General features: G+C 72.9%; 18 protein-coding genes. 9 read left to right on the forward strand and 9 right to left on the reverse strand.

The annotated features are described in order from the left end of the window. Window positions 1-80: 80 nt before the first annotated feature. A complete protein-coding gene (locus ABD347_RS09030; protein WP_344358738.1) occupies window positions 81-1,079 on the reverse strand; it encodes a TAXI family TRAP transporter solute-binding subunit in 999 nt (332 codons plus the stop codon). Between the two features lie 162 nt (window positions 1,080-1,241). On the opposite strand from ABD347_RS09030, the gene ABD347_RS09035 reads away from it, so the two are divergent. From ABD347_RS09035 to ABD347_RS09075, 9 genes are all read left to right on the forward strand, one after another. Further along, window positions 1,242-2,624: an AMP-binding protein gene (locus ABD347_RS09035; protein WP_344358740.1), complete on the forward strand. Its 1,383-nt coding sequence runs from the start codon at window positions 1,242-1,244 to the stop codon at window positions 2,622-2,624. Between the two features lie 19 nt (window positions 2,625-2,643). Next, a complete protein-coding gene (locus ABD347_RS09040) occupies window positions 2,644-3,330 on the forward strand; it encodes a 4'-phosphopantetheinyl transferase family protein (RefSeq protein WP_344358743.1) in 687 nt (228 codons plus the stop codon). Between the two features lie 61 nt (window positions 3,331-3,391). Next, complete coding sequence (locus tag ABD347_RS09045; protein WP_344358744.1) at window positions 3,392-3,781, forward strand: ArsR/SmtB family transcription factor; 390 nt, start codon at window positions 3,392-3,394, stop codon at window positions 3,779-3,781. After that, on the forward strand, window positions 3,778-4,011 hold the full coding sequence (locus tag ABD347_RS09050; RefSeq protein WP_344358745.1) for a hypothetical protein: 234 nt from the start codon (window positions 3,778-3,780) through the stop codon (window positions 4,009-4,011). Before ABD347_RS09045 ends, ABD347_RS09050 begins: the two co-directional genes overlap by 4 nt. A 767-nt stretch (window positions 4,012-4,778) precedes the next feature. Then, complete coding sequence (locus tag ABD347_RS09055; RefSeq protein WP_344358746.1) at window positions 4,779-5,750, forward strand: TauD/TfdA family dioxygenase; 972 nt, start codon at window positions 4,779-4,781, stop codon at window positions 5,748-5,750. Window positions 5,751-5,839: 89 nt separating this feature from the next. Continuing rightward, window positions 5,840-7,423: an amino acid adenylation domain-containing protein gene (locus tag ABD347_RS09060; RefSeq protein ID WP_344358749.1), complete on the forward strand. Its 1,584-nt coding sequence runs from the start codon at window positions 5,840-5,842 to the stop codon at window positions 7,421-7,423. 117 nt (window positions 7,424-7,540) lie between these two features. Next, the gene (locus ABD347_RS09065) at window positions 7,541-7,759 is read left to right on the forward strand and encodes an MbtH family protein (protein ID WP_344358751.1); all 219 of its coding nucleotides are present in this window, start codon (window positions 7,541-7,543) and stop codon (window positions 7,757-7,759) included. Between the two features lie 38 nt (window positions 7,760-7,797). Next, window positions 7,798-8,745, forward strand: coding sequence for an ATP-binding cassette domain-containing protein (locus ABD347_RS09070; protein WP_425575608.1), 948 nt, complete (start codon window positions 7,798-7,800; stop codon window positions 8,743-8,745). Window positions 8,746-8,808: 63 nt separating this feature from the next. Then, window positions 8,809-9,777, forward strand: coding sequence for an ArsR/SmtB family transcription factor (locus ABD347_RS09075; RefSeq protein WP_344358754.1), 969 nt, complete (start codon window positions 8,809-8,811; stop codon window positions 9,775-9,777). A 68-nt stretch (window positions 9,778-9,845) separates the two neighbouring features. On the opposite strand, the gene ABD347_RS09080 is transcribed toward ABD347_RS09075, so the two are convergent. The 8 genes from ABD347_RS09080 to ABD347_RS09115 form a co-directional block, all read right to left on the reverse strand. Further along, complete coding sequence (locus tag ABD347_RS09080) at window positions 9,846-12,431, reverse strand: FtsX-like permease family protein (RefSeq protein ID WP_344358756.1); 2,586 nt, start codon at window positions 12,429-12,431, stop codon at window positions 9,846-9,848. Then, entirely contained in the window at window positions 12,428-13,243 is an 816-nt protein-coding gene (locus ABD347_RS09085) for an ABC transporter ATP-binding protein (RefSeq protein ID WP_344358759.1), read from the reverse strand. Before ABD347_RS09085 ends, ABD347_RS09080 begins: the two co-directional genes overlap by 4 nt. After that, the gene (locus ABD347_RS09090) at window positions 13,240-14,058 is read right to left on the reverse strand and encodes a sensor domain-containing protein (RefSeq protein WP_344358762.1); all 819 of its coding nucleotides are present in this window, start codon (window positions 14,056-14,058) and stop codon (window positions 13,240-13,242) included. Before ABD347_RS09090 ends, ABD347_RS09085 begins: the two co-directional genes overlap by 4 nt. A gap of 38 nt (window positions 14,059-14,096) precedes the next feature. Further along, window positions 14,097-14,330 carry a hypothetical protein gene (locus ABD347_RS09095; RefSeq protein ID WP_344358765.1) on the reverse strand — a complete coding sequence of 78 codons (234 nt, stop codon included), beginning with the start codon at window positions 14,328-14,330 and terminating at the stop codon, window positions 14,097-14,099. Further along, the gene (locus ABD347_RS09100) at window positions 14,327-14,656 is read right to left on the reverse strand and encodes an ArsR/SmtB family transcription factor (RefSeq protein ID WP_344358768.1); all 330 of its coding nucleotides are present in this window, start codon (window positions 14,654-14,656) and stop codon (window positions 14,327-14,329) included. Before ABD347_RS09100 ends, ABD347_RS09095 begins: the two co-directional genes overlap by 4 nt. 153 nt (window positions 14,657-14,809) lie before the next feature. Beyond that, window positions 14,810-15,349 carry a flavin reductase family protein gene (locus ABD347_RS09105; protein ID WP_344358769.1) on the reverse strand — a complete coding sequence of 180 codons (540 nt, stop codon included), beginning with the start codon at window positions 15,347-15,349 and terminating at the stop codon, window positions 14,810-14,812. Further along, the gene (locus ABD347_RS09110) at window positions 15,346-16,692 is read right to left on the reverse strand and encodes a cation:proton antiporter (protein WP_344358772.1); all 1,347 of its coding nucleotides are present in this window, start codon (window positions 16,690-16,692) and stop codon (window positions 15,346-15,348) included. Before ABD347_RS09110 ends, ABD347_RS09105 begins: the two co-directional genes overlap by 4 nt. 37 nt (window positions 16,693-16,729) lie before the next feature. Continuing rightward, window positions 16,730-18,280, reverse strand: a complete 1,551-nt coding sequence (locus tag ABD347_RS09115; RefSeq protein ID WP_344358775.1) for a tryptophan halogenase family protein — start codon at window positions 18,278-18,280, stop codon at window positions 16,730-16,732. Window positions 18,281-18,460 lie beyond the last annotated feature (180 nt).

Genomic DNA, 18,460 nt, shown 5'->3' on the forward strand with positions numbered 1-18,460 from the left:
CCGGCCGCGGTCCGGCCGTTCCGGCCGCCGTCCCGCCGCGCAACCGGCTCACCCGTCCACAACCTCCCGGGGCGACACGGCTAGGGCTTCGCCGAGCGGTAGTAGCGGCGCGCGCCCTCGTGCAGCGGCAGGGGGTCCGTGTAGATCGCCGTCCGCAGGTCGACCAGCTGCGCGGGGTGCACCTCGCGGCCGATCCGGTCACGGCTCTGGATCACGGTGCGCGTGAAGGCCTCCGTCAGCGCCGGGTCCGTACGATCGGTGGTCACGAGCAGGTTGGCCACGGCCACCGTCTCGACCGGCCGGCCCTCCTGGGCGAGGGCGTAGGCGTCCGCGGGCACCACGGCCGAACGGTAGTAGCGGCCGCTGCCACCACCCTCGTGCACCCCGTTGATCAGGTCGCCGTCCAGCGGGACGAGCCGGATCGGGAAGCGCTCCGAGAGCTTCTGCACGGCACTGGTGGGCAGGCCGCCCGACCAGAAGAACGCGTCGAGCCGGCCGCGCTCCAGCAGGGACGGCATGGTGTCGATCCCGGCCGGCACGGGCTCGATGCCCGTCTCCGGATCGATCTCGGCGGCCTGGAGCAGCCGGTTCGCGACAAGCCTTACGCCCGATCCGTCCTGTCCCACGCCTACCCGCATCCCCCGCAGATCGCGAACGGAGCGCACCTTCGAGCCGCTCGGCACGACGAGCTGCACGTAGTCGTCGTACAGCCGGGCGCAGCCGCGCAGGTCGTACGCGCCGGGCCTGCTGTCCCGGATGTACGTCGCCACCGCGTCGGCCGTGGCGATGGTGAAATGGGCCTCCCCGGACGCGAGCCGCTCCAGGTTCTGCCGGGAGCCCTCGCTGTCCTGGAGCGTTATGGCGACGTCGGGCACATTGCGCCCGAGCGCCTCCTCAAGCAGCTCGCCGTACCGCTGGTACACACCGGTCGGCACGCCCGTACTGAACGTGACCTTGCCGCTCGGGGACGACTGGCCGGTGGGTACCAGCCACCACAGGAGCAGGCCCAGCACCACGAGACCCACCGCCGACCCCTGGAGGGCGCGGCGGCGGCTGATGCGGGACAGGGGCGGGAGCATGGCGCGATCCTGCCAGCTCACTCCCGGTGCTGGCCAGGCCCGCCCGGCGACGGCCCGTCCGGCAACGGCTCGGCCGCACACCGACCTGCCTGTCAGTGACACGTCAGCGCCGACCGGCAGCATGACGGTGGCACGGAGTGGCTCGACCGGGAGGACGAACCGATGAGCAGCGCACCGCCGATCCCGAGTGTCGCGGAGAACGCCGTCGAGGGCGTCGGGCGCGGGGAGGACCCGCGACCGGTGGCCCCTGCGCCGGCCGGAAGCCTGGTGCGCCGGCTGCTCGACCGGGCCACCGGCCCCGGCGCGGACCGGCACCTGTTCACCGCTCTGGGAGCGGAGGGTGAGCGGATCGCCCGCCTCACCCCGGCCGAGCTCGACGCGCGCGCCCGCGCGGTGGCGGCCGCGCTGCGCGGGACGGGACGGCCCGGCGACCGCGTGATCATCCCGCCGATGCCGGGACTCGACTTCCACGTCGCCTTCTTCGGTTGCCTGTACGCCGGGATGGTCGCCGTGCCGGTGGCGGACGCCACCGGACCGGCCGCCGCCGCCATCGCCCGGGACTGCCGCCCGAGCGCGGTGCTGGTGGCGGGCTCCGCCCCGCCGGGACCGTCGCTCGGTGTCGCCCGAGTCGCCGTACGGGAGCAGTCGCCGGCCTCCCACGACCGGTGGGACGGCCCCGTGCCGCCGGCCCCCGGGGCGCCGGCGCTGCTCCAGTACGCCCAGCGGCCCGCCGAACGGCCCCGGGGCCTCCCCGTCGGCCACGGCACACTGGCGGCGGGCCAGGCGGCGGTGCGCGACCGGTGCGACATCGACACCGGGACCACCGTCGTCAGCTGGCTGCCCCTCTGGCACGGCACCGGCCTGGGTACGGCGCTGGTCCTCCCGCTCATGTCGGGGGCGGCCTCGGTGACCCTGGAGCCCGCCGCGTTCGTGCGGGACCCGCGCGTGTGGCTGCGCGCCATCGAGGCGGAGGAGGACGTCTTCGCCGCGGCGCCGGACATCGCGTACGAGCTGTGCGTCCGGCGCGTCCCCGCGGCCGAACGGATGCGCATCGACCTGTCGACGTGGCGGGTGGCCGCCGTCGGGGGCAACGGCGGGCAGCCGGTCAGGGCGCGGACGCTACGCCGGTTCGCCGACGCGTTCCGGCCCGGCTTCTTCCGTGAGGAGATGTTCGCCGCGGGCTACGGCCCCGGCGAGGGCGCCCTCGGCGTCACGCTGGCGCGCCCGCTGTACCCGACCGTCTCCGGGCGCTACGACCGCGGGGCCCTCGCCCGGGGGAAGGCGGTGCCCGTCCCCGCGTCGGACCGCGGCGGGGTCGAACTGGTGGGCCGGGGAACACCCTTGCCGGGCACGGAGGTACGGGTCGTCGACCCGGTGTCGTACCGGCCGCTCCCCGAGCGGGCCGTCGGCGAGATCCGGGTGGCCGTGGCCGGCGGCGGCTGCGACCGGGCCGGCACGCGTACCGGGGACCTGGGCTTCCTCGACGGTGGCGAGCTGTTCGTGACCGGGCGCACCGCGTGGTCGCCGGTGTGGTCCCCGGCGTGATCCCCGCTGTGGACCCGGCGTGATCGAGCGGATCCTGCCGCCGTACGTCACCGCCGTCGAGGCCTTCACGGACCCGCCCGGCGCCCGGCTCTTCCCGGAGGAGCGGGCCGTGGTGGCGGGCGCCGCGCAGGGACGGCGGCGCGAGTTCACGACCGTACGCCACTGTGCCCGCCTCGCCCTCGGCACACTGGGCCGGCCGCCCGTACCGCTCCTGCCCGACGCCGACGGCGCCCCCCGGTGGCCCGAGGGTGTCGTCGGCAGCATGACGCACTGCCGCGGTGGCTACCGGGCCGCCGCGGTCGCCCTGCGCAGCGCCGCTCGGGCCGTCGGGGTGGACGCCGAGCCGCACCGGCCGCTGCGGGACGGGGTCCTGGCGACCGTCGCGCGCCCCGCCGAACGCGCCCGGCAGGCGGGGCTGCGCCGCGCCGACGCGGCGGTGTGCTGGGACCGGCTGCTGTTCTGCGCCAAGGAGGCCGTGTACAAGGCGTGGTTCCCGCTCACCGGCGTGTGGCTGGGCTTCCACGACGTGGAGGTCGACTTCGAGCCCCGCGGCGATGTGTTCCGGGCACGGGTGGTGGCAGGGCACGGGGCGGACGAGCCGGCGTTCTCCGACGGCCGGCTGTGCGGCCGGTGGGTCGTCGGCCACGGTCTGGCGGCCGCCGCCGTGGTCCTACCGTCACCCCTCCCGGGGCCCGGGATCGTTTGACATCCGCGCAGGTCGTGGGAAAGTCTCGTCTCAAAGTTTCCCGGGATGTCAGAGGTGGGCCATGACCAGCGAGGAGCTTCTGGCTGTTCTCGCTGCCGTGGGTCACGCACAGCGCCTCCGGGTCATCGCCGAGCTCGCCGAGGGCCGGATGTACGTCAGCGAGCTGGCCCGCCGCCTCGGTATGTCCCGCCCCCTGCTGTACATGCACCTGGAACGGCTGGAGAAGGCCGGCCTGGTCGTCGGAAACCTGGAGTTGTCGGACGACGGCAAGGCGTTGAAGTACTTCGAACTGGGCGCGTTCGACCTGCACGTGAATGTCGATACGATCCTCGCGGCCGTACGGGCCGACGAGGCTCGGGCGGTGGACGCCGGTGCCGCGCCGGAGCGGGCGGACTCGGCGGGCCCGAAGGACCCGAAGGGCCTGAAAGACGTGAAGGGGAAACGCACATGACCGGGGCCATCATCGCCATCGCCGTCGTCCTGATCATCGTCGGCGGCATCACAGCGAGCGTGGTCGCGTACTTCAGACTGCAGCGCCACCGCGCCGATGCCGTGGCCATGGCCTCGTACCGCAAGCTCGCCGAGGAGGCGGTCGCCCAGCAGGAGTCGCTCCGCGGCCAGCTGGCCGAACTGGGGGACCGGGTCAAGGCCGTCGAAGCGCTGCTGCGCAGCGTCGACTGACGGCGGCGTCGACGGCAGGCGTCGGCGTCGGCTCCCCGGCCGGCCGGCCGGCCGCCCGTCCGGTACGGGGCCGAGCTCCGGCCCTCCGGCCCGGCACACAACACCGGCGCGCTGCCCGGCGCCTCCTGGCCGCACCCGGTCCGGGTCCGAGCCGAGCCGCCGCACCCGAGCCAGGCACCCGGTCCCGAGCCGAGCCGCCCGGACCAGGCCCCGGGTACCAGCCGGGCACCCGAGCCGGGTACCGGGTCCGGAGCAGGACCGGCACGAGCCGCGCACCCGGGCCGCGTACGTAGCGGACGCCCGATCCGGGCACCCGAGCGGCCAGGCCCCGAGGGCACCCGAGCGGCCCGCCCCCGAGCCAAGGCACCCGGGCCCGGACTTGAGCCGGGTCCGAGCCCGGCCCCGAGCCGCCGGGTACGAGCTCGGGCACCCGAGCGGCTTGCACCCGAGCCGCCTGGACCGGGTCCGTGTATCAGTCGGGTGCCCGGGCGGCTCGGGCCCGGGGCGCCCGGGCCTGGGTTGGGGGCCGGGCTGACCTGCGATTTTCGCCGGGAACTTAAGAGCATGGCCGGCCTCCGCGGGCGTTCCTAGACTCGTGCCTGTTCCTGCTGAGCACGGCGCCAAGCCTGTTGACGCACGACCAGAAGCCGAACACGTCCCATGGTGCCGCCGGGCTCCCGGCGGCATCACTCCGTCGGGCAGACCGAAGCGGCCTCGGACGAGGCGCGGCCGGTGTCTGCGACCACGAGAGGAAGGGATGGTCGGGAATGTTCGGTCCTGGCGTCTCATTCAATGACGAGATCTATCCTCCGCTGCTCCGGTGCGAGACACCGGACCTCGACGCGATGGAGTGGGCGGCGGAGCACCGCCCGGCCATCGACGGACTGCTCCTCACCCACGGGGCGGTCGTTCTCCGCGGCTTCGGCGTCGCGGACGCCGACGCGTTCGAGGCGGTGGCCGCCGCCCTGGTGAACAGGCTGTACGGCGACTACGGCGACCTTCCGCACGAGAAGGACGCCGACCGCGTCTACAAGTCGACGCCGTACCCCGCCCAGCAGTCGATCCTGTTCCACCACGAGAGCTCCCACATGCCGCAGTGGCCCAGCCGCCAGTTCTTCTGCTGCATCCAGCCGTCGAGGAAGGGCGGTGCGACGCCGATCGTCGACGGCCGCAAGGTGTGGGCGGCCCTCCCGGAGGAGCTGCGCGGCCGATTCGAGACGCTCGGCATCCGCTACGTACGCAACTTCATCCCCGGGCTCGACGTCGGCTGGGAGCAGATGTTCGGCACCAGTGACCGGGGCGAGGTGGAGGAGCGCTGCCGCGCCCAGGGCGTGGAGTGCCAATGGCTGCCCGACGGCGTCCTGCGGACGGTGCAGAACGCGCCGGCCGTCGTCCAGCACCCCGGGACCGGTGAACAGGTCTTCTTCAACCAGCTCTTCCTGCACCACACGGCCTGCCTGGAGCCATCCGTCCGGGAGGTGATGAGCTCGCTGTTCGGCGACGACGAGACCGCGTACCCGCGCAGCGCGTCCTTCGGCGACGGTTCCCGGATCGACGACGCCACGGTCGGGCTGCTGCGCTCGCTCTACGACTCACTGGCCCAGCGGTTCCCCTGGGAGCGGGGCGATGTGGCGGTCATCGACAACATGCTCGTCTCGCACGGCCGTGACCCCTTCGAGGGCGAGCGGAAGATCATCGTGGCCATGGGAGACATGGTCAGCCGTGTCGCCCTGACCTGACGGCCTCTCGACCCGACGGTTCATCACCTCACCGGGCCCGGGCGCCGGTGCGCCCGCGCCCGGCCCGACAGCCGACATCAGGAGCAGCGATGGTCTCGTCAGCGGCGCACCCCGGAATGCTCTCCGGTGAGGTGCGCGACATAGAAGCGGACTCGATCGTACGGATCGTCCGGGCGCACGCGCGGCTGCGGCCGGACGCCGTGGCCGTCCGGTCCGGTGGCACGTCCTGGACCTACCGGCGGCTGTGGCACCGGAGCCTCGTCGTGGCCGCCGTACTGGAGGAGGCGGGGGTGGGACCCGGCGACCGGGTGGCCGTGTGGGCCGACCGGTCCGCCGGGGTGATCGCCGCCGCGCTCGCCGTCATGTCGCTGCGCGCCGCCTACGTGCCCATCGACCCGACCCACCCGGCCGAACGCGTCGGCACGGTGCTCGCGGGCGCCCGGCCGGCCGCCCTGGTGCACGACGGGCCGATGGCCACGGGCCCGCGCCCCGCCCTCGACGTGCCCGTCATCGACGTGGCGGAGGCGGAGATCGCGGACGTCCGCACGCCGCCGGAGCGCGAGCTGCCGCGCGGCGAGGACATCGCGTACGTGGTGTTCACCTCGGGCTCGACCGGCACCCCCAAGGGCGTCATGGTCCCGCACGCGGCGCTCGTCAACTACGTGTCCTGGTGCGGGTCCCTCGTCGGGTCGGACGGGAACGGCAGCCCGCTGTTCGCCAGCCTCGGCTACGACCTGGCGATGACCTCCCTGTGGGTCCCCCTGGCCCAGGGCTCGCGAGTCGTCACCGTGCCGGGGCTGTGGGACCAGGCCACGTTGTTCGGCGCCGGGGTGGACCGGCCGGACCCGTACACCTTCGTCAAGCTCACCCCGTCCCACGCCCGGTTCTTCGAGGCACTCGCCGAGCCGCCCCGCTACGACCGGGCGACCCGGCTGCTGATGTTCGGGGGCGAGGCGCTCGACCCGGCGCTCATCACCTCCCTGGGCCGGAGGCTCGACGGGGTACGGCTCGTCAACCACTACGGTCCCACCGAGACCACGATCGGCTGCTGCGCCCACCGGTTCGACAACACCGCCCTGCCCGGTACGCCGACCGTGCCCATCGGCGTACCCGCCTGGAACACCCGCGCCTACGTGGTGGACGAGGACCTGCGACCGCTGCCGCCCGGCCGGCCGGGGGAACTGGTGATCGCCGGGCGCGCCGTCGCCGCCGGTTACCTGGGCGGCGCGGGCGCGGGCGACCGGTTCGTCGACGAGCGGGAGCTCGGTGGCGCGCCGGGGCCGGCGTACCGTACCGGCGACATGGCCGAGCTGCTGCCCGAGCGGCTCCTGCTGCACCTGGGGCGCCGCGACGACCAGTGGAAGGTCAACGGCTACCGTGTGGAGCTGGGCGAGCTGCGTCACCATGTGCTGTCCGTGCCGGGTGTCGCCGACGCGGCCTTCGACGTCGTGCGCGGGCCCGTCGACAGCCTGGAGCTGTTCGTCCGCGCCACGGACCCCGCGCACACCGACGCCGGTGCGCTGGCCGGGACGCTGCGCGAGGCGCTCGCCGGGGCGCTGCCCTCGGGCCTCGTACCCAACGAGGTGCACGTCGTCCCCGAGATCGTGTTCAACTCCAACGGCAAGTGCGATGTCGCCGCCACCCGGCGCCGGCTGGAGCGCCTGACGCGGTGACCGCACGCCGTATCAGAGGTCGGTCAGTGTCGTGTCAGTGGCATTCGACAGCATGAGGATGCGTCGTGCATACGACGCGTGCGACATACGACTCGGATACGGGAGTGAGTGGGCGACGTGTCGAACCCCTTTGACGACCAGGACGGAACGTTCCTCGTACTCGTGAACGGCGAGGGCCAGCACTCCTTGTGGCCGGCCTTCGCGCAGCGGCCGGACGGCTGGACCATCGCCCTCGACGAGAGCCCGCGCGACGCGGCGCTCGCGTACGTCGAGGAGAACTGGACGGACATGCGCCCTCTCAGCCTGCGCGGGACCAGTGCCCCCGAAGCTTCTTGACAGACCGTCGGTTCGTCAGGAGGCCGGAGGAGCGACACGTGGACATGGCGATTCAGGCGGAGGGCCTGCGTAAGGAGTACCGGGGGACCCAGGCGCTGCGCGGGGTCGACCTCGCCGTGCCGGCCGGTACGGTGCTCGGTCTGCTCGGGCCGAACGGCGCCGGCAAGACGACCACGGTGCGTACGCTGGCGACGCTGCTCGTGCCCGACGGCGGCCGGGCCGAGGTCGCGGGCTACGACGTGGTGCGCCGGCCGCACGAGGTGCGCCGGCGGATCGGCCTGGCGGGCCAGTACGCGGCCGTGGACGAACTCCTCACCGGGCGCGAGAACCTGGTGCTGATCGGCACGCTGCTGCACCTGGGCAGGCGTGCCGCGCGGGAGCGGGCGGCGCGGCTGCTCGACCGGTTCGACCTGACGGGCGCGGGCGACCGGCCGGTCCGCACCTACTCGGGCGGTATGCGGAGGCGGCTGGACCTGGCGGCGTGCCTGGTCGCGCGGCCCTCGGTGCTCTTCCTCGACGAGCCCACCACCGGTCTGGACCCGGTGAGCCGGATGGCCCTGTGGTCGGCGGTGCGGGAGCTCGTCACCGACGGCGTCACCGTGCTGCTGACCACGCAGTACCTGGAGGAGGCCGACTACCTCGCCGACCGGATCGTGGTCGTCGACGCGGGCCGGGTGATCGCCGACGGCACGCCGAACGAGCTCAAGCGAAAGGTCGGCGACGAGCGGTTGGAAATCGTTGTCGCGCGCCCCGACGGTGTGCCGGCGGCGGTGTCGGCGCTGCGGCGGGTGACCGCGGTGGAGCCGGTGGTGGACCGTGACAAGGGAGTCGTCTCCATCGCCGTCGGCGAGGGGATGGACAACATGGACAGCATCGCCACGGCGGCCGCCGCGCTGCGCCGGGAGAACGTGGAGGTCGCCGACTTCGCACTGCGGCGGCCGACGCTCGACGATGTCTTCGTCTCTCTCACCGGCCGTTCTGCCTGAACGTTTCTCCGCGTCTTCTTCTCTTCACTTCTCCCGCGCCCGCGCGGGACTACGGGGGCCACCATGCAGAGAATCCACTTCGAAGCCGCCGACCTCGCCAGAACCCGGCTGCGGCCCACCGTGGGGCCGCTCGTGGAGACCGCCTTCGCGGTCGGCCTCCTCGGCCGCAGTGTCGGCGCGCCCTACGCGCGGTGGCGCAGCCAGGTCGGCAAACGGCTGCCCCGATGGTCGTCGCCGCCCTCGCACGGCGGCGCCGCCCTCGTCCCCGAAGCGCTCATCGCGCACGCGGAGCAGTACGCCGAGAGGTACGGCGAGGAGTACGGCGAGCCGTACGCCGTCCAGCAGGCGTCCACCGAACTGTCGGAGGTCTGGCGGGCGGCGGTGGCCCCGTACTGGGACCAGTTGCGCGCGTACCTGGAGGCCGAGTGCGAAGCACGCGGCAGGATCGTGATGGCCGGGGGAGTGGAACAGCTGCTGGCCACTCTGCACCCCCGGACGTCCTGGCGTGCGCCGGTCCTGGAGATCCCCGGCGGGCCCGACGAGGACATCCACCTCGACGGGCGGGGCCTGGTGCTCACGCCGTCGGTGTTCCTCAACCACCGGCCCGGCCGGCTGATGGCGGCCACGGCGGAGAACGGACAGGTGGTCCTGGCGTTCGCCGCACCGCCCGACGCCGCGCGCGCCGCCGCGCTGTGGGAGGAGCCCGACGGCCGGGCGCAGTCGCTCGGCGCCCTGGTGGGCCAGACGCGGGCAGCCGCGCTGCGCGTGCTGCGCGCCACCTGCACCACCAGTCAACTCGCCGACCAGCTCGGCATCTCCGCGGCGGGCGCGAGCCAGCACACCGCGGTACTGCGCGAAACAGGTCTCATCACCACCCGCCGCATCCGCAACACCGTGCTGCACACGGTGACCCCGCTGGGTGTCGCACTCCTCGACGGCCGGGCCGTCCGTTCCCTGCCGCCCCAGAGCGTCGTCCGCCCGCGGGGGCGGTCGGCCCTGGAGACCATCCCCCAGCAGCGGCGCGCCTCGTAACCTTCCACGCCCCACAGGCGAAGCCCCGGTACGGGCAGCGTACCGGGGCTTCTGCGCGCGCCCGTTCCCTACTCGCGTACGCCCGCCATCTCGCCGGGCTTGCCGCGCAGGACCAGCCTGGCCGACAGCAGGGTGGTGGCGAGGGTCAGGCCGAGCGCGGCGGCGACCACCGCGGCGAAGATCCACGGGGAGCCGTCCGGCACCGGCGAGCCCAACACACTGATGCTCAGCGGCACCAGGGTCAGCGCGGCGACCAGCACGCCCAGCACGATGCCGGCGGCGGCCACCAGGAACGCCTCGACCGTCATCATCTGCATCACCTGGCGGCGCGTGGAGCCGATGAGCCGCTGGAGCATGAACTCCCTCCGCCGCTCGGTCGTGGAGATCACCTGGGTGTTCACCAGGGCGATCGTCGCGTACCCCACCACCATGCCGAGCAGCAGGTAGGACATCCACGTCTGTGTCTCGTCCGCCTCCGCCTGGACGACGGCGAGCGCCTCGCGGTCGGCGACTCGCAGCCCGGGGTGATCGGCGGCCAGCGCGGACAGCGTCCCGGCCAACTCGGCGTGGTCCGTCCCCGGTTCGGCCTTCACCATGATCTGGGGCAGGAGGCCGGAGTCGGTGTGCGGCACCAGGAGGGCGGCGGGCAGCAACGCCGTCTCGTAGCCGCGCCGCCCGTCGAGTGTGGCGACCAGGGTGAGGCCGACGGCGGTGCCGTCGCCCAGCCGCATCGGTACCTTGTCACCCAGCGCGTAGCCGGACGCCTTGGCGAGCGTCGTCGGCAGGGCGACGGTGTCGCCGGTGAGCTCGGTGAGGCTGCCGCTGGAGGCGCGGTACGCGGTCGTCCGCTCCAGGCCGGCCGGGGTGACGCCCTGCATGGGCACCTCGGTGGGCTCCGGCTCGTCGGGCTCGTCGTCCGCGTCCTCGCTGCCGGGCGCCGGCTTCCGCGGGGCGGGAGGGTCGATGTAGCCGAGCGTGGAGACCTGGGCGGAGGCCGCCTCGACACCGGGCTGCCGGCCGACGGTCTCGACCAGGTCCAGCGGCAGGCCGCCACTGGCGGAGGTGACGACCAGGTCGGCCCGGAGGTTCTCCTCGAACGCCCGCTCGGCGCCGCTGGACTGGGTGGTCTGGAGGTAGATCAGCGACATGGCCAGGCCGCTGGCGAGCATGACGGGCATCACCGCGCCCGCGAACCGGCTCGTGCGCGCCTTGGCGTTGAGCGAGGCGAGTGAGCCGGCGAGGCCCGTGAAGGCGCGCAGCGGTCCGCGCAGCACCGCCGTGATCGCCTTGGCCAGGCCGGGGCCGAGCAGGCCGAAACCGGCCGTCCACAGCATCGCCGCCGGGGTCGCCGTGGAGCCCGCCGACGGGCCGTCCATGTTCGCGGTCACCAGGGCCAGCGCGGTGCCGCCACCGAGGAAGAGCAGCGCGAAGAAGAGCCGGGACTTGCTGAACCACCGGCGCTGGAGGGAGGCCTCGGCCAGCGCCTCGGTCGGGCGGGTGCGGGTCGCGGCCCGTGCGCCCAGGAACGCCGCGCCGAGCGCCGTGAGCAGCGCCGTCGCCACGCCGACGGCCATCGGCACGAAGCCCGCGCGGAAGGCGATCGTCTCGGGGACGACTCCGGCGGCGGCGAACGCGTCCAGCAGCCACCGGCCGATCATCGGCCCCGGGAAGCAGGCGAGCGCGGTCGCGAACACCGCGATGAACAGCGTCTCGCCCAGCACCATCCGCCGCAGCTGGGCGGGGGTGGCGCCGATCGCCCGCAGCAGCGCGGTCTCCCGCTGGCGCTGGTTGAGCGAGAGGCCCACCGTGCTGGAGACGACGAAGACGGTGACGGCGGCGGACAGACCGCCGAAGACGGAGGCGAGGGTGACGAGTTTGCTGCCCTCGCCGATGACGTCGGGGTTCTCGGCCCAGCCGCGCTCGTCGCCGGACAGCACCTGCGCCGGCGCGGTGCCGTCCGTCTCCCCGGTGCCCGCCACGGCCTTCTCGATGGCCTGCTCGACCGGGCCCAGGGCGGTCCCCGGCGCTGTGAACACGCCGATGGAGTCGGCCTGGCCGGGCCGGCCGGTGGCCGCCGCGGCCTCGGCGTCGGTCAGGAAGACCGTCGCCGGGTCGCCGGGGCCGGAGACCAGCGCGGTGACGCGGTAGCTCTCGGCCGTGCCGCGCAGCGCCAGTCGCAGCTCCTGGCCGACGCGTACGCCGCTTCGGCCGGCGAACCGCGCGTCCAGGGCGACCTCATGGGCGGCCGACGGCGCCCTGCCCTGGTCGACGCGGTACGGGGCCAGCTTGGCGGACGACCAGCCGTGACCGGTCAGCTGCGCCCCGGCCCGCTCGCCGGCCAGCACGGCGGCCGGGAACGAGACGTCCGTGACCGCGTCGGTGACGCCCGGTACCGCCTTGATCCGGTCCACCAGCGCGGTGTCGACGCGGATGCGCTCGGGGAACATGTCTCGCTTGGTGCCGGGGTAGCGCTGGTCGCCGGTGACGACGACCTGGGCGGCGGCGAGGCGCTCGGGCGGGGCGGCCTTGTGCAGCCCCGTCTCGAAGAGGCCGCCGCACCCCACGACGATCGCGGCGCCGAAGAACAGCGCGATGAACGTCGCGATGAAACCGCCCTTGTGGAACCGCAGGGTCTTGAGCGCGAGCCCCATCATCGCCGGTCACCCCGCCCGTGCGAGGCGCTCGGGGCGGCGGCGGGCGCGTTGCCCCAGGCGCCGAGGTGCGTCATCCGCTCCGCGACCTGGTCGGCGGTGGGCCGGTCCAGGGCGCTGACGATCCGGCCGTCGGCCAGGAAGAGGACACGGTCCGCGTGCGCGGCGGCCATCGGGTCGTGGGTGACCATCACGATGGTCTGCCCGGCCCACTGGACGGCCTCGCGCAGCAGCGTGAGCACCTCGCGCGCGGTGTACGTGTCCAGGGCGCCGGTCGGCTCGTCACCGAAGATGACGGCCGGCTTGGTGACGAGCGCCCGGGCGATCGCGACGCGCTGCTGCTGGCCGCCGGAGAGCTCACCGGGGCGGTTGCCCCGCCGGTCCGACAGGCCGACCCGCTCGATGACCTCGTCGACCTCGGCCCGCTTGGGCCGGCGGCCGGCGAGGCGGAGCGGCAGGGTGACGTTGTCGACGACGCTCAGGGCGGGGAGCAGGTTGAACGCCTGGAAGATGAAGCCGATGCGCTCCCGGCGGAGCTTCGTCAGCTCCTTCTCGCCCAGCGGCGCGAGGTCCACGCCGTCGAGCAGCACGGTGCCCGACGTGGGCCGGTCGAGCCCGGCCGCGCAGTGCAGGAAGGTGCTCTTGCCGGAGCCGGAGGGGCCCATGACGGCCGTGAAGCTGCCGCGGGGTAAGCCGATGGTCACACCGTCGAGCGCGGCCACCCGGTTCTTCGAGCCGCCGTACACCTTGCGTACGGAGTCGAGCCTGACGACGTCGTAACCCTCGTGACCGTGCGGGCTCGGTGTCCCGTTCATGTGCGGTGTCCTCCGTGTGCGGTGGGCCCGGTGACCGGGCGTGGTGGGGTGGGCGAGAGCGGGCCGGGCGCGGCGAGCACGTGCTTGGCCTCGGCGAGCGGGTCCGGCGGCGGGCGGAGCAGGGTGTGGGCGACGGTCAGATGGAGCCGGGCGGCCGCCACCACGGCGTACGAGGCGTACATGGCCAGGACCAGGAAGGCGGCCGAGGCGATGAGTGCGGCCGGCCAGGTGTCGATCCAGATCCCCGGCCCCGTGCCGTCCGACCGGCCGAGCCGCACGCCGTCCGCGAAGCTCCCGTCCGCCTGCCGGCAGTCGACGGCCCAGAACCACAGGGGCAGCGACACACCGGCCAGCAGCGGCAGCCAGATGGCCAGCGTGAGGGCGTCCAGGAGCAGCAGGAAGGGGTGGAGCAGGATCAGGTAGCAGCAGTCGCGGTAGAAGACGGGATCCGTGCAGCGGGCCTTGAGATGCCCGACGAAGCCCGCTTCGGTGACCTCCTGATAGGCGTACGGGATCGGCACGTCGATCAGGAGGGCCCGGCCGCGCTCGACCTGGGCGCAGCACCGGACCACCCACACGGAGCCGACGGTGAGCGCCAGGGTCACGGTGAGCTGGCTGAAGACGATGCCCACGAGGACGGCGGCGGTCGCCACCGCGAAGAAGGCGCTGCCGGCCACGACGTACCCGGCGAGATACCCGGTCGCGCGCCAGGGGGCGGGGGACAGCAGCATGCGCAGCGGGTTGCCGTGCCGCGGCAGCCGGCGGGCGGGCAGGAGCGAGGCGGCGAGGGAGGCGACGAGGGAGGGTATGGGCACGGCGCTGGGCGATGGCCCGTCCGGGGCGCCGCGCGGGGTCATCCCACGCTCCGCAGCAGGGTCTCGATCGCCTTGAGCCGGTCCTCGATCGCGCCCAACTCCTGCCGCAGGGCCTCCTGTCCGGCGCTCGCCTCCTCGGCGAGTTTCCGGTAGGAGGCCATGGCGACGGCGTCGGCGCGGTGCCGCTGGAGCCGGAAGTAGGCGATCACACTCAGCGTGCTGCCACCGGCGATGATCAGGATGATGGCGATCGTGATGACGGCGCCGGTCATGTGGGGGTTCCCTTCACGTCACTGACTGTGCCTTCCGCGTCCGCCGCCACGGCCGCGGCTATCGTCTCGGCGTTCACACGCAGGTCGAACGGCGCCAGTTCGAAGTACTTCAGCGCCTTGCCGCTCGTCGACAGCTCCAGGCTGCCGACGACCAGACCGGCCTTCTCCAGCCGATCCAGGTGCATGTACAGCAGGGGCCGCGACATCCCGAGGCTTCGGGCCAGCTCGCTGACGTACATCCGCCCCCCGGCGATCTCCGCGATGACCCGGAGGCGTTGGGCGTGGCCCACGGCGGCGAGCACAGCCAGCAGCTCCTCGCTCGTCATGGTCCACGCCCTCTCACCGCCGGAAGCATGTAAGTCGAGACTTACATATGCCTTGGAAGGCTGTCAAACGTCAGGCAGGACATTCTCATGTCGGGGTACGGCGAAGGCCCGGCCCCCGGACGGGGGCCGGGCCGCCTGGCGGACGACGGGCCGTCACATGGCGGACCAGGAGCGGAACTGCCGCAGCCCGTAGAGCAGTGGAGGATGGGCGTGCCGCTCCACGATCCGGCGCGCGGCGCCGTACACGGTGACGTGGCTGCCGATCTTCTGGGTCAGGACGACATCGCAGTCGGCGACGGTGTGCGCGTCCCGGGACAGGTGGGGGCCCGCCATGTCCGGCGTCTGCTCCCACGGCAGGAGGTCGAAGCGACGCGGGTTGCCCGAGGCGAAGAGCTCGGCGGCCTCCTGGGCGCCCTCGTGGAGCAGGTTGACCGCGAAGACGCCGTTCTTCATGATCGCCTCCAGCGTCGGACTGCCGTCCCGCAGGCAGACCAGCAGCGTGGGGGGATCGAGGGACACGCTGCACACCGAGGAGCACGTCATCCCGCGCGGCGCGCCCTCGTGGTCGGTGGTGGTCACCACGCAGACACCGGTGGGGAAACCGCTCATCATGGCGCGGAAGCCGTCGGGGGTGGCCGGTCCGGGCACCGTCGGGGCGGTGGGGGTCGAGGTCCGTATGGCGGGGTCGGTCATCGCGTACCGCTTTCTGTCTCTACGGGAAGCTTCTCGCGGTCGGAACGGTGCTGGGGGAGGCGTCCCGCAGGGGGTCCCGGGGTGCGCCCGGTGAGGCGCCCGGTGAGGCGCTCGTCGCGGCGGTCGAGCCCGTTCAGCAGCGGGCCCGTCATGGCGGTCGTCACCAGGGCCATCACCACCAGTGCAAGGACCAGGGGCGCCGACAGGATGCCGGCGCTCGAACCGGCCTGGAGCACGATCAGTTCGGTCAGGCCCCGGGTGTTGACCAGTACGCCGACCCGGCACGCGGCGCCGCGCGGCAGGCCGCCGAGGCGGGCACCGGCGTAACCGCCGAGCACCTTGCCGGCGCAGCCGAGCAGCACGGCCACCGCGATCAGCGGCCAGGACACGGCGGAGAACGCGCCGGTCAGCACCGTGATGCCGGTGACCACGAAGAACGCGGGCGTCAGGGCGCGGCCGGCCCGGGACACCGTGGACACCGCGCGGGCCCAGGGCGCCCGCTCGTCACCGGGGACCGCCAGACCGACCAGGGCCGCGCCGAGGACGGCCGTCATGCCCAGGTGCTCCATGGCCAGCGCCACACCCAGCGCGGCGGCGCCGAGCGCGGCCGCCATGGTCCTCGGCAGCCGCTCGAAGGCCCCGCGCGCCGCGCGGGAGCGCAGCCCGTACCGGACCGCAAGCGCGCACACCGCCCCGAACAGCAGCGCCCGCGCGGAGTCCAGCGTCCCCGCCAGGTCGCCCGCGCCGAGACTGATCGCGACCGTGAGCAGCAGCCACCCGACCACGTCGATGGCGATGGCCGACGCCAGCGCGAGCCGGCCCGCCGCCGACTCGCCCATGCCCCGGTCCGCCAGGATCCGCGACATCACCGGCACGGCGGTGATCGACATCGCCACCGCCACCATCAGGAGGAAGGCGGGCAGCGGGGCGTTGCCGCGGACCTCCGCGCCACCGGTGAGCGTCACCCACCAGGTCAGCAGCACTCCGGTGAGCAGCGGCAGCGCCAGGGAACCGGCGGCCACCCAGCCCATGGCGCGGCGCGGCGGGCGGTCCGGTCCGATCCGCAGCTTGTGCGTGAGACCGACCAGGAACAGCACCAGGCCGGCCTGGCCGAAGAGGGTGAGGATGTCGAACACGGGGCCCGGCAGCACCGCGTCGAGGAAGGTCTTGCCGAACAGGGCGATGACGGCGGGCCCGACCAGCAGGCCCACCGTGATCTCCCCGATGACCTCCGGCTGACGCAGCCGCCGGGCGGCCGACCTGCCCGCGGCGGCGAGCAGCAGGACGACGGCGAGCGCCGTCACCGCGTGCGTGATCCGCAGCAGTAGGTCCAGGACGTCCATGGCGTGGGGGTCCTTCCCGATCGGCTCGGTAGGCCGGTCAGCGCATCCGGGTGAAGTACTCGTACGCCTTGGGCAGCACTTCGGTCAGCCGCTGCGTCTTCTCCCGGATCTGCTCGAACTCCCGCTCGGCGGCGCTTCCGTCGGCCAGGGCCAGCGCGGGCGACGGCGTGAGCTCGATGCCGCCCATCCCGAGCAGGATGCACATGTACGAGTACGGCGGCAGGCCGTGGTAGTACGGGTAGACCGTCTCCGAGTCGGGGAGCTGGACCTTCCACTTCTCGATGCGCTCGGCCAGGGAATCGGGGATCTGCCGGGTCTTGGTGTCCCGCCAGTACTGCGTGTCGTTCCGCTTGGCCGCCACGTAGTGCAGCACCAGGAACTCCCGCACCCCGTCCATGACATGGGAAATGGCGCTGTTGTAGAGGTCGCGGCGCGTGGCATTCCAGTCGGCACCGGGGAAGTTCTTGACGAGCTGCTCGATGGCGTGGTGGATGAAGAAGATCCCGGTCGATTCCAGCGGCTCGACGAATCCGCTGGAAAGACCGATGGCCACGCAGTTCTTCACCCAGGAATTCCGGCTGCGGCCGATCCGCATACGGATGTGATTTGCCTCGACATCGGCGGCTGCGGGGCCGACGAATTCCCGGAGCGTACGCTCGGCGTCTTCCGGGGACAGGTAATCCTTGGCGTACACGTAGCCGGTGCCGACTCGGCCCGTCAGCGGAATCGTCCAGATCCAGCCGGCGTCCTGCGCGGTCGCCGTCGTGCACGGCAGAATGCCTCGGCGCTCCATGTCCATCGGGACCTGGAGGGCGACCGCGCTGTCATTGGGCAGGGTGTCCTGGTAGGAGATGAACGGCTCTTCCAGGGCCTGGTTCACCAGCAGTCCGCGGAATCCGGTGCAGTCGATGAACAGGTCGCCGGTGAGATCGCCGTGCTCGCTGGTGCGGACCCCCGTGATCCAGCCCCGGTCGTCCAGGGAGACAGCGCGGACGTCGTCGACGATGTGCCTGACACCGCGCTCCACCGAGTAGGTCGTCAGGTACTTGGCGAGCAGCGCCGCCTCGAACTGGTAGGCGTACGGGAACTGCGTCTTGCCCTGGTGCTCGGACATCGTCAGGCCCTGCATCTCGTCCGCGCCCTCGTCGAAGGGCTGGTCGATGAGGGTGCCGTCCGCGTGGCGGGGGCTGAGGCCCGCGTCGATGACGGAGGCCATGACGAAGCAGTCCTTGTCGAACCGGTCGGTCGGGCCCTGCTTGAGCCACCAGTCGGTGAGCGGGAAGCCGTTGACCGACCGCATCTGCTCGAAGGGGTGGTAGAAGTAGTGCCCCTTCTCGCGCCAGTTCTCGAAGCGGACGGCGAGCTTGTACGTGGCGTTGCAGGCCGGCATCCAGTCCTTCTCCTTGAGTCCCAGGAACTCGAAGAAGTGCCGGATGTCGCTGAAGGTGGCCTCGCCGACACCGACGGCGCCGATGTTCCCCGATTCCACGAGGGTGATGTTTATTCGGTCACCGAACGCGGCCTTGAGATAGGAGGCCGTCATCCAGCCCGCGGTTCCGCCGCCCACGATCACTACGTTGTTGAGCACTGCTTACTCCCGTCGGTAGCTCCACGACTTCCGGTTCCGGAAGGCCGGATTTCCGGTCGCCGATGGCACCGGCCCGACCGTGGATTCCTCGGGGTGGCGCCACCGATGAAGGACTCTAGGCAGAACAGGCGGGCCAGGGCAGATCATTAAGCGTTGGACGAATATCGCAGGCCTCCGGCC

It is taken from the genome of Streptomyces gobitricini, from assembly GCF_039532985.1.
Classification (GTDB): domain Bacteria; phylum Actinomycetota; class Actinomycetes; order Streptomycetales; family Streptomycetaceae; genus Streptomyces; species Streptomyces gobitricini.

Bases quoted from the DNA above. Each gene is read 5' to 3' on its own strand.
- ABD347_RS09030 (WP_344358738.1), bottom strand. From the start codon at position 1,079: ATGCTCCCGCCCCTGTCCCGCATCAGCCGCCGCCGCGCCCTCCAGGGG.
- ABD347_RS09035 (WP_344358740.1), top strand. From the start codon at position 1,242: ATGAGCAGCGCACCGCCGATCCCGAGTGTCGCGGAGAACGCCGTCGAG.
- ABD347_RS09045 (WP_344358744.1), top strand. From the start codon at position 3,392: ATGACCAGCGAGGAGCTTCTGGCTGTTCTCGCTGCCGTGGGTCACGCA.
- ABD347_RS09050 (WP_344358745.1), top strand. From the start codon at position 3,778: ATGACCGGGGCCATCATCGCCATCGCCGTCGTCCTGATCATCGTCGGC.
- ABD347_RS09055 (WP_344358746.1), top strand. From the start codon at position 4,779: ATGTTCGGTCCTGGCGTCTCATTCAATGACGAGATCTATCCTCCGCTG.
- ABD347_RS09060 (WP_344358749.1), top strand. From the start codon at position 5,840: ATGGTCTCGTCAGCGGCGCACCCCGGAATGCTCTCCGGTGAGGTGCGC.
- ABD347_RS09075 (WP_344358754.1), top strand. From the start codon at position 8,809: ATGCAGAGAATCCACTTCGAAGCCGCCGACCTCGCCAGAACCCGGCTG.
- ABD347_RS09080 (WP_344358756.1), bottom strand. From the start codon at position 12,431: ATGATGGGGCTCGCGCTCAAGACCCTGCGGTTCCACAAGGGCGGTTTC.
- ABD347_RS09085 (WP_344358759.1), bottom strand. From the start codon at position 13,243: ATGAACGGGACACCGAGCCCGCACGGTCACGAGGGTTACGACGTCGTC.
- ABD347_RS09095 (WP_344358765.1), bottom strand. From the start codon at position 14,330: ATGACCGGCGCCGTCATCACGATCGCCATCATCCTGATCATCGCCGGT.
- ABD347_RS09100 (WP_344358768.1), bottom strand. From the start codon at position 14,656: ATGACGAGCGAGGAGCTGCTGGCTGTGCTCGCCGCCGTGGGCCACGCC.
- ABD347_RS09105 (WP_344358769.1), bottom strand. From the start codon at position 15,349: ATGACCGACCCCGCCATACGGACCTCGACCCCCACCGCCCCGACGGTG.
- ABD347_RS09110 (WP_344358772.1), bottom strand. From the start codon at position 16,692: ATGGACGTCCTGGACCTACTGCTGCGGATCACGCACGCGGTGACGGCG.